The sequence below is a fragment of the Methylorubrum podarium genome (assembly GCF_040270385.1).
Lineage (GTDB): Bacteria > Pseudomonadota > Alphaproteobacteria > Rhizobiales > Beijerinckiaceae > Methylobacterium > Methylobacterium podarium.
In genome coordinates this window covers 20,526-32,766 of the sequence record NZ_JBELQE010000069.1, presented here as the reverse complement: position 1 = coordinate 32,766, position 12,241 = coordinate 20,526, and the positions used below count along the sequence as shown (strand labels likewise).

The window sequence follows — 12,241 nt, the reverse complement described above, 5'->3', positions numbered from 1 at the left end:
GCCTTGCAGGCGCTGATGGCGCTCGCCGGCCCCGCCGCCGCGCCCGCCCCCGCTGCGCACCCGGATGCCGGCCTCGAGGCCATGGTGCAGCGGGCCGCGGTACGGGCGGGCTCCGGACCGAGCCCGATCCCGACGGCGCCGGCCCTGCCGATGTCCGTGGTCGGGCTGGAGACGCATTTCGCCCCTGTTCGCCCGCGCGAGGGCGCGCTCCCGACGAGCGCCGATGCCCGGCCGTCTGCAACCGGCGCACTCTCGGCACCGGCGATCACGGCATCCGGCGCCCCCGACGGTTTCCCCTCCATCGCAGGGGGAGATGGCCAGCCCCCTTCGGCCGCGACCGCTCTCGACGTGACTGCCCCGGGCGTGCCGGCTCGACCGCTTCCGTCCGATGCCGGCGTCGGTCCGCTCACGGTGGCGTCCGCGAACTTGCGCGGTGGCGTCCATGATCCCGCTCTCGCGGCAGAAAGGCCGATTCCGGCTCAGGGCGCCGTCGGCCTCGCCGCACAGGCGGCCGTCGACCGATCGACCTTCGCACCGGCCGCGACGCCGCCGACGCTCACTGCTCCGGGATCGCCCGAGGCACCGGCCGCCGGGGTCGCGGCGGCGGCCGCGCAGCCGGCTCCGGTCGGACCCGGCCAAGGCGGAGCCGCCGTCGCCGCGGCCACGAGCCCCGATGTCGTACCGGCCGCGACTCCGGCACCAGCGCAGGCCGCGGCGGCCCTCGGGAACCCGGCGGGTCGCGGACGCGCCGCTCCCCGCGGCGACCAGTCGGAACCGGCCGGCGCCGCAGCGTCAGCGCCATCCCTCACCGATCCATCGGGAAGCGGAGTCGTCGCCGAACCGGCGGCCGCGATGCAAGGGCGCCCGACAGAACAGATCCGGCGCGAATCGGAACCGGTGCGGGAGCAGCCGGCCGGGATCGCCCGCCCCGAGACGGCCGCGGAGCGTGCCGCCGCGTCGGCGACGCGCGCGACGGCCGACGCGGATCGCGGCCCGACCGCGAGCGCCGGCCCCACCGCCGAGGCGCCGCGTCCGGATAGGCCGCTCGCCGAACCGGTCCCGCATGACGCCGCGAGCGCGCCGGCTCCGGTGCCGACGTCTCCCCTGCGCCAGATCGTCGATGCGGTCGCCACCCAGTTGCCGGCGGCCGCGTCCGGCGCCCAGGGCCGTCCGTTGCCGGCCCCCGTCGAGGGCGGACCGCTGAAGATCCTGACGCTCCAGCTTCATCCGGCCGATCTGGGCTCGGTGCTGGTGCGGATGCGCCTGCAGGACGGGCGGCTGGAGATGAGCCTGCGCACCAGCCGCGAGGAGACCGCCGAGCGCCTGCGCAAGGAGGGCGACCTGCTCTCCGGCCTGCTGCGGGAGGCCGGCTACGAGCCCGACACCGTGACGATCCAGGCGGGCGGCGCGGGCCCGGGCGATTCCGGGCCGCGGGGTCAGGGATTCGCGTCCTTCGCCGGATCGCAGGCCGGGCAGCACGACAGGCAGCCGGGCGCGGCGACGCCCGATCATTCGGGCCGGCGCCCGTCCCCGCGCGCGGACGAGGCCGCCACGCCCACCGAGGAGCAGGACCATGAGACGGATTCTCGCGGGCGCGATCGCGGCGGCCTGTATCTCTAGCGCCGCCGCGGCGGCCGCGCCGGCCGACACCTCCCGCATCTGCGAGCGCCAGATGGCGCAGGCCGCCGCCAAGCACGGCGTGCCGCTCGGCATGCTCTACGCCGTCGGGCTGACGGAGAGCGGCAACCGCGGCTCGCTCCAGCCCTTTGCCATGAACATCCAGGGCAAGGCCTATTTCGGCACCAGCGCGGCGGACGTGGTGCAGCGCCTCGGCCAGGCGCAGCGGGAGGGCGTGCGCCTGGTCGATCTCGGCTGCATGCAGATCAACCACCACTATCATCGGGCGAAGTTCGCCTCGCTGGAGGCGATGATCGACCCGGCCCAGAACGTCGAGTACGCGACCCGCTTCCTGAAGGAGCTGAAGGAGCGCGAGGGAAGCTGGACGCTCGCCGTCGCCCGCTATCATGCCGGCCCCAACAACAACCCGGCGCAGAAGGTCTATGTCTGCCGGGTCATCACCAACATGGTCGCCTCGGGCTTCGGCAACTGGACGCCGGGGGCGAAGGCGTTCTGCCAGTAGCCGGGCTCAGCCGACGTAGGTGTAGCCCATGTAGCGCTTGGCCTCGATCGGGTCGTGGCCGAGCCGCTCGGAGAGCTTCTTGCGCAGCTTGCTCACGTGGCCCTCGATCACGCTCTCCTCGACGCCGTTGCTGTAGACGCCGTAGACCACGTTGAAGACCTGGGTCTTGGTGAGCCGGCGCCCGCGGTTGCGCACGAGATATTCGAGGATGTGCCGCTCCCGCCGCGGCAGGGACAGCGGCACGCCATCGATCTCCGGGTCGCGCCCGTCGTGGAAGACCCTGAGCCGATCCGGCGTCTTGGCCTCGCCCGCGGCCTCACCCTCCGCCTCGCCCGGCTGGACGACGCCGTTGACCCGGCGCCAGATCGCCTCGGACCGGGCCAGGATCTCGCGGACGTGGACCGGCTTGGGGAGGACGTCGTCGATGCCGGCCTCCAGCAGCTCGACGGTCTGCTCCAGGGAGCGCAGGTCGGCGAGCGCGATGATCGGCGCGCGGGACTGCTTGCGGATCACGCCCGCGCATTTCGCCCGCTCCTCGAAATCGCCGAGGAGAAAGCCCTGAATCGCTTCGAGATCGCTGCTGGAGGCCGCCCGGAGCCAGCCCAGGAACTCCTCGGGCATGAGCGCGAACGAGGAGATCCCCTCGCGCTCGAAGCTGGCCTTGTAACCCGCGTTCACCGAATCGCGCGGATCGACCAGAAAATACATCGACGACCATCCTCCTGACCCAGCCGGATCGCGCCGGCCTTGCGCTGCGATCTGGGCAGGTTTTTGGCGCCGCCGGGAGGCCATCGCCACATCCTACGCGTGTTTTGCAGACGCAGCATCGACATTGTCATGCAGTGCAGCGCCGAGAGGGTCAATCGATGGAATGTATAATTTCATACATGGAAGAATGCGGCCCGCGGCGTGCGCTCGACACCCTTCGCGATAGGCTCGGCCGCAGCTTTGCGTCCGGCGTTCGCGAGCGGGCGTCATGCATGTCCGACCCGGGCTTGGCTCACGGCGTCAGCGAAGCCTTCGAGGGAGAGCGCGGCCATGTCCTCCGCGACGATGCGCTGGATCGCGACGCCCGCGAACACCTCGTCGAGCACCAGCTTGAAGAACACTGTCATCGGCTCGGCCGCGAATTCGAGGTCGAGGACCACCTGCATCGAGCGGCCCCATTCGAGGCAGACGTCGGCGGCGTCGGCGTAGGTCAGAACCGATTCCTTGAAGAACAGCTCGGCGGAGGAGGCGACGATGTCGGCGATGTTGCCGTGCCGCTCGCCGCGGATCCAGCCGATGAGCACGCCGCCGTCGAGCAGGCACAGCTCACCGATGAAGTCGCGCAGCGCCTCGGCGAAAATCTGCTCGGCGGCCGCGTAGGCATGCGGAACGGCCGACGGTCCTGGCGCGAAACGTTGGACCTGAGGGGTCATCGGGCTCTCGCGAAAAGGAAGAAAAGGATCTGGGCCACGGCGCGGTAAAATTCTGCCGGAATCGTCTGATCGACCTGCACAGCATCGTACAGCGACCTTGCGAGAGGCTTGTCCTCGATCACGGCGATGCCCTTTTCCTCGGCGATCGCGCGGATGCGCAGGGCGATGAGATCCTGCCCCTTGGCCAGCACGAGGGGGGCCGGGTTCTCGCTGGGCTCGTAGCGGAGCGCCACGGCGAAGTGCGTCGGGTTGGCGATCACCACGGTCGCCCGATCGACGTTGGCGAGCATCCGGTTGCGGGCACGGTCCTGGGCGAGCGAGCGCAGCCGCGCCTTCACCGACGGATCGCCCTCGGTCTGCTTGTGCTCGTCCTTGATGTCCTGGCGCGACATCCGGAGCGAGCGCTGCCAGCGCAGCCGCGCCCAGACGAGGTCGCCCGCGACGATCACGATGGTGGCGATGGCCACCGCCGCGACGAGCCGGATCGAGACCGTCAGGATCAGTTCGGGCAACTGGCTCGGATCGACGAACATGGCGTTCACGGCTCTTGTCCGCTCCGAGCGAAGGAGCAGAAGTGCGACGACACTGACCGACAGGAATTTAACGACGGATTTCAGGAACTCGACCTGACCCGAAGTTCCGAAGATTCGCTTGAAGCCCGCCATCGGCGAGACCCGCGACCATTTCGGCGTGATCCGATCGAGGACGAGCCGCGGCAGGTTCTGGAGGAGCGAGGCCGCGAGGCTGCACACCGCCAGGATCAGCAGGATCGGCAGGAGGAAGCGGCCCGCCGCCATCGCCACGCGGCTCAGGAGCAGCATGGCGTCGCCGCCGGTCTCCAGGGAGAAGCCGCGCGGATCGTCGAGGATCGGCGCGAAATCCCCCGCGAGCTGCGCCGCCTGCCCCCGCGCGAACAGGGCCAGGGCGATCAGCAGGCCCAGCGTCGAGGCGAAGACGGGTGCCTCGCGGGAGAAGGGGATGTCGCCCTTCTCGATCGCCTCGCGGACACGCCGCTCCGTGGCGGCTTCGGTCTTGCTCTCGTGGTCGGTCTCCTCCGCCACGCCTCAACCCCGCGGGCGGGCGCGAACGGGGGTCCGGTCAGCGGATGAGCGCGTCATCCTCGCCCCCCGGATTGATCTCGATCTCCCCGCGCCCGGCCATGTCCATGGCCAGATCCGTGATGGAGCGGCGCGCCTCCATGACGTCGCGCTGCGCCGCCGGCTCGCCGCCGTTCAGCTCGTGCTCGACCATGCGGCGCACGCGCGCCGAGAGGGCGCTGAGCACCGTGTTTCGGAATTCCGCGTCGGTGCCCTTGAGCGCCAGCACCAGCCGGTCGTTCGGCACGGCGTCGAACAGGGTGGTGCGGGCGCGCGGCGCCAGCTTGACGATGTCGTCGAAGGTGAAGAGCAGACCCTTCAGGATCTCGACCGACTTCGGACGCGACTCGCCGAGGCTGGAGAGCACGTCGTCCATCTGCTGGCGCTCCATCTTGTTGATGATGTCGGCCATCTTGGCATGCGTGTCGGCGCCGGAATTGCGCGCGCCGTTGATCATGAAATCCTCGTGCAGCGTCTTCTCGATCGCGTGCAGCACGTCGTCGACGATCGGCTTGAAGCTCAGCATCCGCCGCATCACCGTGTTGCGCAGCGGCCCGGGCAGGTGGCCCATCACCTTGGCGGCGGTGGCGGGCTTCACCTTCGACAGGATCAGCGCCGCGGTCTGGGGATGCTCCTTGACGAGGTAGCTCGCCAGCACGCTCTCCTGCACGGTGCCGAGCCGCTCCCAGACCGAGCGGGTGGCGTTGCCGCGCACGTCGGCGAGGATGTCGGCGATCTGGTCGGCCGGCAGCAGGCCGCTGAGCAGCTTCTCGACCTCGTTGGCGGTGCCGATCAGGCTGTTGCCGGCGGAGAACTCGGCGGAGAAGGTCTCCACCACCGTGTCGAGCTGCTCGGGGCTCACCGCGCCGAGATTCGAGGCCGAGCGGGTGATGCGCTTGAGCTCGTCCGGCTCGAAATACTTGATCAGCCGCCCCGCCGCCGGCTTGCCCATGGCGAGCAGCAGCGCCGCGACCTGATCGACGGGGTCGAGCCGCCGGCCCAGCACGCGGGCGGCGACGGGAGCCAGGGGCAGGGCTTCCGAAGGGACTGGGCTCGATGCCAGAGGACTGGACGACATGGCGGCCCGCTCTCGCCGAGGCTCAGCTGTTCTGTTCGGCAGCGGACGGGCCGACCACCTCGGTCAGCGACACGCCGAAGCGGGAATTGTCCTCCTCGACGATCACGATCTCGCCGCGGGCGATGACGCGGCCGTTGACCATCACGTCCACGGGCTCGCCGACCCGGTGGTCGAGGGGGACGACGGCGCCGCGCCCGAGCTTCATCAGGTCGGCGACCGGCATGGTCGCGGAGCCCAGCACCACCTGCATCAGCACCGGGATGCGCAGGATCGAATCGAGATTGCGCCCGTCGCCAACGCGGGGCTCGGTGCCGGCGAGGTCGGTATCGGGGAAGGGGCTGCTGCTCATCGCTCGGGCTCGTCGGGTCCGCTTGTGCGTGGGGACGGTCTAGCCGGCTTGGCTGACGCGAGGCTGTCGCCGGCGATCCGGAAATCTTTCCGCCGCGCGGTGCCCGTCCCGGCTGACATTCGGCAGTGGGTCAGTTTGAAATCTCGGAGAGGGTGGCAGAGGTTGACATGAGTCGGTCAGTCGCGGGTGCGACATCTCGACCAAAAGGGTCGAACCTCGTACAAGGAAGGGCATAGAGGAGGAGTGCGCGCCATGTCCGCGCCGACGACCGCAGCTTCGGTCGCAAACACATTTTTGCAACTCCAAGACTCAGATCCCGGCGCGTTTCCGCGCATAGATCCGCTCAAGCTGCAAAAGCTCCTCTTCTACGCTCAGGCTTGGTGGCTGGCGTACAACCATTCAGAACTCTTCGATGAAGAGATATACGCTTGGCCGTGGGGCCCAGTCGTGCCGTCGATTTACTCTCAGTTTCGCGATTTTGGCGCTCAGCCGATTACGAACAGGCGTGCAACTGTCCTAAACCGTACTGGCGAAGGCATGCTGGACTTTGAAGTTGAATTTCCAACGCCCCCGCCTACAAACGTGCAGGATTTCCTTCGCCGCCTTTGGGATAGCCATAAGCATCTCAGCGGAATTCAGCTGTCTAATGCGACACATGCGCCGGGCGAGCCTTGGACAGTCGTTAAAGAGAGATACGGCGATCTGGCGAACAAGCCGCTAATCCCAACTGATCTGATGCGGGACATCTTTCGGTCGAAGCTTGCCAGTGCCAGATAAGATACCGCCTCCTCCTAATCCTCCTGCCAAGGCGGACGACTATACAGCCAGCTATCCTGACTTTACAGGAGACAAGGCCGACAACCGCATTCTGCATATCACTACGCGATGGCTTAAGTACGGAACTGACGACAAAGGCCATGCAGCTGCGGTAGTTTTGAGTGGGTTGCTACTTTGCTCGGCCGCATTAGTGGCCGTGATAGGCGCGACAACTCAATGGTCGGGGCAAGAAGCGCCCTGGCTAAATACGCTTATCACATGGATAGGCAATGCGTTTCTTTTTACTGCCGGCATCGCAGTTGGGAAAGGCGCAGCTCAGTCGAAGAAAAAAGACGATTAGTTCCCGTCCTTCTTTTTGTACGGTCCGCGCTTGCCGGGTTTCGTGTCGAAAAGCTCCACCACCCTAACAATGTGGTCAATGGTCCAGAGCGTATCCGTCACGCCCGCCTTCATGGCTGGCGTCATGCGGATGCCCCGCTGCTCCTTGACGAAGTTGTAGTACATCGTGTGGAGCGCGACGGCGTGAACGTGGTTCTCCACCTTCTTTGAGAAGCCGTTCGTCAGCCGCGTGAACCGGCGCATGTGCATCCGCATCGTGAGGTTCTGGCGCTCCACGAACGACGTGGAGACGTAATCCTTGTCGGGGTTGCCGGTGACGGTGCGTTTCTTCACGCCCGTACAGATTGGCGGGCTGTAGCGCCGGGCGCTGTCCGCTGACTCGCCATAGGTTTTGACTATCTGCGCGTAATCGACCTCATTGCCGAACGCTTCATCAACGGCCGACAGGTAGGCGTAGTGGCCGTCTGACGTGATCTGCGGGCGCTCAAGGAGCCGGCCCCGGATGTCGTGCATGAAGACGGTCGCGTACTCGGCGTCCCGGCCGCCAACCAGCCACGACAGAAGAAGCTTGGTATCGGCGCATAGGGCCGTCCACGTCCACACGTCGCCCGCGCCTTCCGGCGCCGCCTTGGCCGTCTCGACGTTCTTCGCCTTCGCGTAAACGAAACTCCAAATCTCATCGACCTGGATGCGCGTGCAAGGCAACTCGCGGAAGGCTTGGTCCTGATAGATCGCACAGGCCCGGCCGGCATCGGCAAGAAGCTTGGCGACGGTGTTCTTGCTAGCTCCCGTCAGCCGCGTGATCGCGCGGATCGACATGCCCTCGCAGAGGAGGTGCAGGATCTTCGCGCGTTCGTCCGCCGAGAGCTTGTTCATACGCAGCACACTACCGCGACCCGCCATTTAGTCAAGCATTTTGGGTCAGTTTGAGTTTATGCGCAGGTCGTCATTGACGACGTGAGGGCGCCGGGCGTAATCTCCCAGAGATGAGTGAGCACGCCACGCCCGGCCAACTTATTGCGGAGCTTCTGGAGAACCGAGGCTGGTCGCAGCGGACGCTCGCGGTCGTCTTGGAAAAGGATGAGAGCACGATCAATAAGATCATTGCAGGCAAAGGTTCGGTCACAACCGAGACGGCCCTGGCCCTTGAAGACGTTTTTGGCGTCGATGCGGCAATATTCTTGGAGCTGCAACGCAACTATGATCTGGCGATCGCCCGCCTAGCGGCCAAGCCTGATCGCGGACGTGCGACGCGCGCCGCGCTCTTCGGTGACTTGCCTGTAGCCGCCATGGTCAAGCGGGGGTGGCTCGCAGTCAATGACGCCCAAAACCTAAAAGCTGTCGAAAATGAACTTACAAAGTTCTTCGGGGTCAAATCGCCTGACGAAATTGAGATACTTCCGCATGCGGCGCGAAAGACAGCTGTAAATGCGTCTGTAACCCCGTCTCAACTCGCATGGCTTTATCGAGTTAGATCTATCGCGGAAGAGTTGCTGGTTGCAAGATATACTGAGGTATCGGTTGGTGTTGCACTTACCAAGCTCCGAGCCCTGCTTAGGTCGCCGGAAGAGATCCGCAAAGTTCCTCGCATACTGAGTGAGTGCGGAATTCGCTTTGTTATCGTTGAAAGCTTGCCTTCATCGAAGATCGATGGCGTGTGCTTTTGGCTGGACGACGCGTCTCCAGTTATTGGCTTATCCATTAGGTTTGATCGGATTGATAATTTCTGGTTCGTTTTGCGTCATGAGCTTGAGCATGTTCGGCTTGGCCACGGGAAGTCTGCTATCGTTCTCGACGTTGAGCTTGAAGGCCCCCGAGCGGGGACCGGGCCGGACGTGAACGAAGAAGAGCGAGCCGCTAACTTGGCCGCACAAGAGTTTTGTGTTCCGAAGACTAAGATGGACGGCTTTATTGCGCGCAAGGCCCCATTTTTCTCAGAGCGTGATCTATTGGCCTTTTCGAAAATTTTAGATGTCCATCCGGGCATCGTCGCCGGACAATTACAGCATAAGACGGGCCGCTACGATCGGTTCCGTCAACATTTAACAAACGTAAGATCGCACATTGGAGCTAGTGCGGCAATCGATGGGTGGGGTGATGTGTATCCGCTAGGTGAGTAGGAGAACTTGATGTCTAAAGTGGCCGAACGTCAGCGCTTCATCCGATATTGGCAGGAGAAGACTGGCGAGTCTGAGATTGACATGCACAAGGTGGCCGAGATGGCCGTCGAAATGGGCTGGAAGGCCCCTCCGCCAATCTCAGAAGTGGACCGCCTCGCCAAGGAGTTCAAAGGGGCGGCGCGCCAAGACGTTCGGCACGATAAGAAGACGGGCTTGCCCTATCGCGGTTATCATGCCGTACCAAGGCATACGGGCGATGGTCAGCTTGTTTTCTCATACATAGACATTGACGACCCCAAGACGAAGCCGGAAAACTTCAAGAAAGCTTGTGTCATGCGCCGTGAGCAATCGGTTGATGACATGTACCAGCTTCATCTCGATCAAACACACTGGAACGATACACGCCCAACGGAGCAACAGGTCGAACTGCTCCCTGCCGATCTTGGGTTCGACATCGAACTCAGGCTCGCGGCCGAGGACGAAAAGCGCGGCGCAGCTTAATCCTGCTTTTTCCATCTCGCTTGAGCTGCGATTGAGGCGATCTCAGCGCGCTGCTTCTCTGTCAGGGTTTTTGCCCGAGCCGGCCCACCTTTAGCGCCGCCGGCTCGGGCACGCTTCGTTAAACCGGACTCTTCCTGCTGCTCAGCCTCTCCCGTCGCCACATCCACGATGAACTTGGCGAGCTGGTTGGGATCGCGGGGGCGCTTCTTAGTGGTCAATCGAACTCACTCCCACCACGAACTCGTCGGCTGCGATCGTTTCCGCAGGAAGGGCGGTGACATTGCCGGACGAACCATATGAAGGCAGTGTCAGGGTTGGTTGCGCCCCCGGAAGACGCAATACGAAGCCGGAATTTGGGAAATGTCCCATAGTGATGTCACCCGCGTTCCATAGCGCGGAGAACAACGCGAGGCCAAACGATACGGTCACTGGGCCGGTGCCTTTTGCCAAGCGAGCGTCAAGCTCAGACTTCTTCGCTGCGACGGTACTTGGGCTCACGGATCTGCCTCCATCCGAACTGCTGGATCATGCCACGCTCACCCGACGAACGCGAGACTGGGTCAACCGGTGCCAATTTCAAACTGACCCACTGCCTGACATTCCGCTGACAGGGGCCGTCAGCGTCGCGGGGCCGCGCAATGGCATCGGGAGGCATCCGCCACGAAGAACCGGAGCAGACCGCCATGAGTATTTTCAAAACCGTCCTCGCCGCCGCCCTGGCCGCCACCCTCGCCACCGGCGTCGCCGTCGCGCCGGCCCTGGCCGACACGCCCGGAAAGGACTGGATGCCGATCGACCAGGTCCTGACCAAGCTGACCGAGGCCGGCTACGGCTCGGTGCGCAGCATCGAGGCCGATGACGGGGTGTGGAAGGCCAAGGCCAGACGCGACGGTCGGAGCGTCAAGGTTCAGATCGATCCGCAGACCGGCGCCATCGCCGAGAAGGCCGGCAAGCCGGGCGACGACTGAGACGGGTGCCAGTTGATCACCTCGGGGCTTGCCCAATCCCGTCATCGCGAGGCGGAGCCGAAGCGATCCAGGGCGCGACCTCTCCGGAATAGTCGCGCCCTGGATTGCCACGGCTTCGCCTCGCAATGACGGAGGAGGAGCCGAAGTGATCAAACAGATGACGACTGAGATGGCCGCCTCAGCCCTCCTCGGAGCGCGCCGCGACGAGGGCGGCGCGCGACGCCTCCAGGTCGGCGAGGGCCGCCCGCGCCTCGTCGATCTTGAGGCTCAGCGCCTCCAGCACCTCGCGGCCCTCCTCCTTGAAGGAGCGCACCGCCTCGCCGGCCTGGGTCAGCGCCACGCCGGAGGCGGCCACCGCCGCGCCGTACTCGGCCTGGGTCCGGTCGAGGCGCTTGAGCTTGAGGTACATCGGCACCACGCAGGCGCTGGTGGCCACGAGCGCGACGAGCAGTATGCCGTCAACCAAGGAGCCCATGGCCGCCCTCCTTCTCCGGACTGATCGCGTCCTCGACCCGCAGGACGTAGGCGCCCTGCGACTGCCCGGCCCGGCACCAGAACAGCGGCCGGTCGTTGCCTTCGAGCTTGACCCGCGTCGCGGGCGTCGCGTCCAGCGTGAGCACCTGCCCGACCTTGAGCCCGGCGATCTCGCCGAGCGTCAGGTGGCGCTCCTCGAGGACGGCGCGCAGGCGAACGGTGGTCTTCTGCACCTCCGCCGCGATCTGCTCGGCCCAGCGCGGATCGCGGGCCGACGACTCGCCGGTCAGCACCTTGCCCAGCGCCGGGCGCAGCGGGTTCAGCACCGTCTGCGGGATGATGAGGAACATCTCGCCGCCGCGGTTGAGCGCCTGGAGCAGGAACTTGGCCTGCACCGCCTTGTTGGAGCGCCGGCCGATCACCGCGAACTCCATCCGGGTCTCGGTGCGCTCCAGGCGGAAACCCGTCTGCGAGACGAGGCCGAAGGAGGATTCGAGCGCTTTTCCCACCTGCTCGAACACCATCTGGGCGATGCGCAGCTCGATCGCCGAGAAGGTGCGCTCGTCCTCCACCGGCGGCTCGGAGCCGTCGGAGCCGAACAGCACCTCCGTCATGGTGTAGATGAAGTCGCGGTCGAGCCCGACGAGGACGTGCCCGTCCCAGCCCGGCGCGTGGAAGATGCCGACCACGGCGTTGGCGTCGTAGGCATCGAGGAACTCGCCGAAGCGCCCGCTCTCGACCCCGCTCAGGGAGTAGAAGGTCGAGGAGGCGGCCAGGTGCTTGGCCGCATCGCTGCAGGCGGTGGCGAGGCGGTCGAACACCACGCTGAGCATCGGCAGCCGGTCGAGCGACAGGCCGCCGGCCTCCTGGATGCGGCTGCGGATGTCGGACGCGGGCTTCGTCCCCGTCACGAAGGGCGGGAGCGCGGGCGCGGCCTCGGGCACCGGCTCGGGGGTCTGGGTCTCGTCCATCCCACA

General features: G+C 65.8%; 16 protein-coding genes. 7 read left to right on the top strand and 9 right to left on the bottom strand.

Annotated features, from left to right (window positions below; genetic code table 11):
* Positions 1-1,089: 1,089 nt before the first annotated feature.
* Both fliK and ABS772_RS12175 read left to right on the top strand, forming a co-directional pair.
* Complete coding sequence (gene fliK / locus ABS772_RS12180; protein WP_350394860.1) at positions 1,090-1,620, top strand: flagellar hook-length control protein FliK; 531 nt, start codon at positions 1,090-1,092, stop codon at positions 1,618-1,620.
* On the top strand, positions 1,574-2,140 hold the full coding sequence (locus ABS772_RS12175) for a transglycosylase SLT domain-containing protein (protein ID WP_350394858.1): 567 nt from the start codon (positions 1,574-1,576) through the stop codon (positions 2,138-2,140). Before fliK ends, ABS772_RS12175 begins: the two co-directional genes overlap by 47 nt.
* Positions 2,141-2,146: 6 nt before the next feature.
* Here the strand turns inward: ABS772_RS12175 and ABS772_RS12170 are convergent, their stop codons facing one another.
* The 5 genes from ABS772_RS12170 to fliN form a co-directional block, all read right to left on the bottom strand.
* Positions 2,147-2,848, bottom strand: a complete 702-nt coding sequence (locus ABS772_RS12170; RefSeq protein ID WP_350394856.1) for a response regulator transcription factor — start codon at positions 2,846-2,848, stop codon at positions 2,147-2,149.
* 266 nt (positions 2,849-3,114) lie between these two features.
* The gene (locus ABS772_RS12165) at positions 3,115-3,561 is read right to left on the bottom strand and encodes a hypothetical protein (protein WP_238256149.1); all 447 of its coding nucleotides are present in this window, start codon (positions 3,559-3,561) and stop codon (positions 3,115-3,117) included.
* Positions 3,558-4,622 carry a flagellar biosynthesis protein FlhB gene (gene flhB / locus ABS772_RS12160; RefSeq protein ID WP_350394854.1) on the bottom strand — a complete coding sequence of 355 codons (1,065 nt, stop codon included), beginning with the start codon at positions 4,620-4,622 and terminating at the stop codon, positions 3,558-3,560. The genes ABS772_RS12165 and flhB overlap by 4 nt, the downstream gene beginning before the upstream one ends.
* Positions 4,623-4,659: 37 nt before the next feature.
* Positions 4,660-5,736, bottom strand: a complete 1,077-nt coding sequence (locus tag ABS772_RS12155) for a flagellar motor switch protein FliG (RefSeq protein WP_350394852.1) — start codon at positions 5,734-5,736, stop codon at positions 4,660-4,662.
* 22 nt (positions 5,737-5,758) lie between these two features.
* On the bottom strand, positions 5,759-6,085 hold the full coding sequence (gene fliN, locus ABS772_RS12150; RefSeq protein WP_238256152.1) for a flagellar motor switch protein FliN: 327 nt from the start codon (positions 6,083-6,085) through the stop codon (positions 5,759-5,761).
* 252 nt (positions 6,086-6,337) lie between these two features.
* Between fliN and ABS772_RS12145 the strand changes: the two genes are divergently transcribed.
* Positions 6,338-6,862, top strand: coding sequence for a Panacea domain-containing protein (locus tag ABS772_RS12145; protein WP_350394849.1), 525 nt, complete (start codon positions 6,338-6,340; stop codon positions 6,860-6,862).
* Positions 6,852-7,202, top strand: a complete 351-nt coding sequence (locus tag ABS772_RS12140; RefSeq protein WP_350394847.1) for a hypothetical protein — start codon at positions 6,852-6,854, stop codon at positions 7,200-7,202. The genes ABS772_RS12145 and ABS772_RS12140 overlap by 11 nt, the downstream gene beginning before the upstream one ends.
* Here ABS772_RS12140 and ABS772_RS12135 read toward each other — a convergent pair.
* A complete protein-coding gene (locus ABS772_RS12135; protein WP_350394845.1) occupies positions 7,199-8,077 on the bottom strand; it encodes a helix-turn-helix domain-containing protein in 879 nt (292 codons plus the stop codon). The two genes, ABS772_RS12140 and ABS772_RS12135, sit on opposite strands and share 4 nt — an antisense overlap.
* A 110-nt stretch (positions 8,078-8,187) precedes the next feature.
* On the opposite strand from ABS772_RS12135, the gene ABS772_RS12130 reads away from it, so the two are divergent.
* Both ABS772_RS12130 and ABS772_RS12125 read left to right on the top strand, forming a co-directional pair.
* On the top strand, positions 8,188-9,321 hold the full coding sequence (locus ABS772_RS12130) for a HigA family addiction module antitoxin (protein WP_350394844.1): 1,134 nt from the start codon (positions 8,188-8,190) through the stop codon (positions 9,319-9,321).
* A 9-nt stretch (positions 9,322-9,330) separates the two neighbouring features.
* A complete protein-coding gene (locus ABS772_RS12125; RefSeq protein WP_350394842.1) occupies positions 9,331-9,822 on the top strand; it encodes a hypothetical protein in 492 nt (163 codons plus the stop codon).
* On the opposite strand, the gene ABS772_RS12120 is transcribed toward ABS772_RS12125, so the two are convergent.
* Positions 9,819-10,040, bottom strand: coding sequence for a hypothetical protein (locus ABS772_RS12120; protein ID WP_350394841.1), 222 nt, complete (start codon positions 10,038-10,040; stop codon positions 9,819-9,821). The two genes, ABS772_RS12125 and ABS772_RS12120, sit on opposite strands and share 4 nt — an antisense overlap.
* A gap of 465 nt (positions 10,041-10,505) precedes the next feature.
* Here ABS772_RS12120 and ABS772_RS12115 point away from each other — a divergent pair, with 465 nt between their 5' ends.
* A complete protein-coding gene (locus tag ABS772_RS12115; protein WP_350394840.1) occupies positions 10,506-10,790 on the top strand; it encodes a PepSY domain-containing protein in 285 nt (94 codons plus the stop codon).
* A gap of 178 nt (positions 10,791-10,968) precedes the next feature.
* Here ABS772_RS12115 and ABS772_RS12110 read toward each other — a convergent pair whose 3' ends face one another.
* Positions 10,969-11,265 (bottom strand): hypothetical protein, encoded by a 297-nt coding sequence (locus tag ABS772_RS12110; protein WP_350394839.1) that lies wholly within the window; start codon positions 11,263-11,265, stop codon positions 10,969-10,971.
* Entirely contained in the window at positions 11,249-12,235 is a 987-nt protein-coding gene (locus ABS772_RS12105; protein WP_238255759.1) for a flagellar motor switch protein FliM, read from the bottom strand. The genes ABS772_RS12110 and ABS772_RS12105 overlap by 17 nt, the downstream gene beginning before the upstream one ends.
* Positions 12,236-12,241 lie beyond the last annotated feature (6 nt).

Excerpts from the sequence above, each read along its gene's own strand:
- ABS772_RS12115 (WP_350394840.1), top strand. The coding sequence starts at position 10,506 with ATGAGTATTTTCAAAACCGTCCTCGCCGCCGCCCTGGCCGCCACCCTC.
- ABS772_RS12165 (WP_238256149.1), bottom strand. The coding sequence starts at position 3,561 with ATGACCCCTCAGGTCCAACGTTTCGCGCCAGGACCGTCGGCCGTTCCG.
- ABS772_RS12110 (WP_350394839.1), bottom strand. The coding sequence starts at position 11,265 with ATGGGCTCCTTGGTTGACGGCATACTGCTCGTCGCGCTCGTGGCCACC.
- fliN (WP_238256152.1), bottom strand. The coding sequence starts at position 6,085 with ATGAGCAGCAGCCCCTTCCCCGATACCGACCTCGCCGGCACCGAGCCC.
- ABS772_RS12125 (WP_350394842.1), top strand. The coding sequence starts at position 9,331 with ATGTCTAAAGTGGCCGAACGTCAGCGCTTCATCCGATATTGGCAGGAG.
- ABS772_RS12105 (WP_238255759.1), bottom strand. The coding sequence starts at position 12,235 with ATGGACGAGACCCAGACCCCCGAGCCGGTGCCCGAGGCCGCGCCCGCG.
- ABS772_RS12155 (WP_350394852.1), bottom strand. The coding sequence starts at position 5,736 with ATGTCGTCCAGTCCTCTGGCATCGAGCCCAGTCCCTTCGGAAGCCCTG.
- ABS772_RS12130 (WP_350394844.1), top strand. The coding sequence starts at position 8,188 with ATGAGTGAGCACGCCACGCCCGGCCAACTTATTGCGGAGCTTCTGGAG.
- ABS772_RS12135 (WP_350394845.1), bottom strand. The coding sequence starts at position 8,077 with ATGAACAAGCTCTCGGCGGACGAACGCGCGAAGATCCTGCACCTCCTC.
- ABS772_RS12170 (WP_350394856.1), bottom strand. The coding sequence starts at position 2,848 with ATGTATTTTCTGGTCGATCCGCGCGATTCGGTGAACGCGGGTTACAAG.
- ABS772_RS12175 (WP_350394858.1), top strand. The coding sequence starts at position 1,574 with ATGAGACGGATTCTCGCGGGCGCGATCGCGGCGGCCTGTATCTCTAGC.
- ABS772_RS12145 (WP_350394849.1), top strand. The coding sequence starts at position 6,338 with ATGTCCGCGCCGACGACCGCAGCTTCGGTCGCAAACACATTTTTGCAA.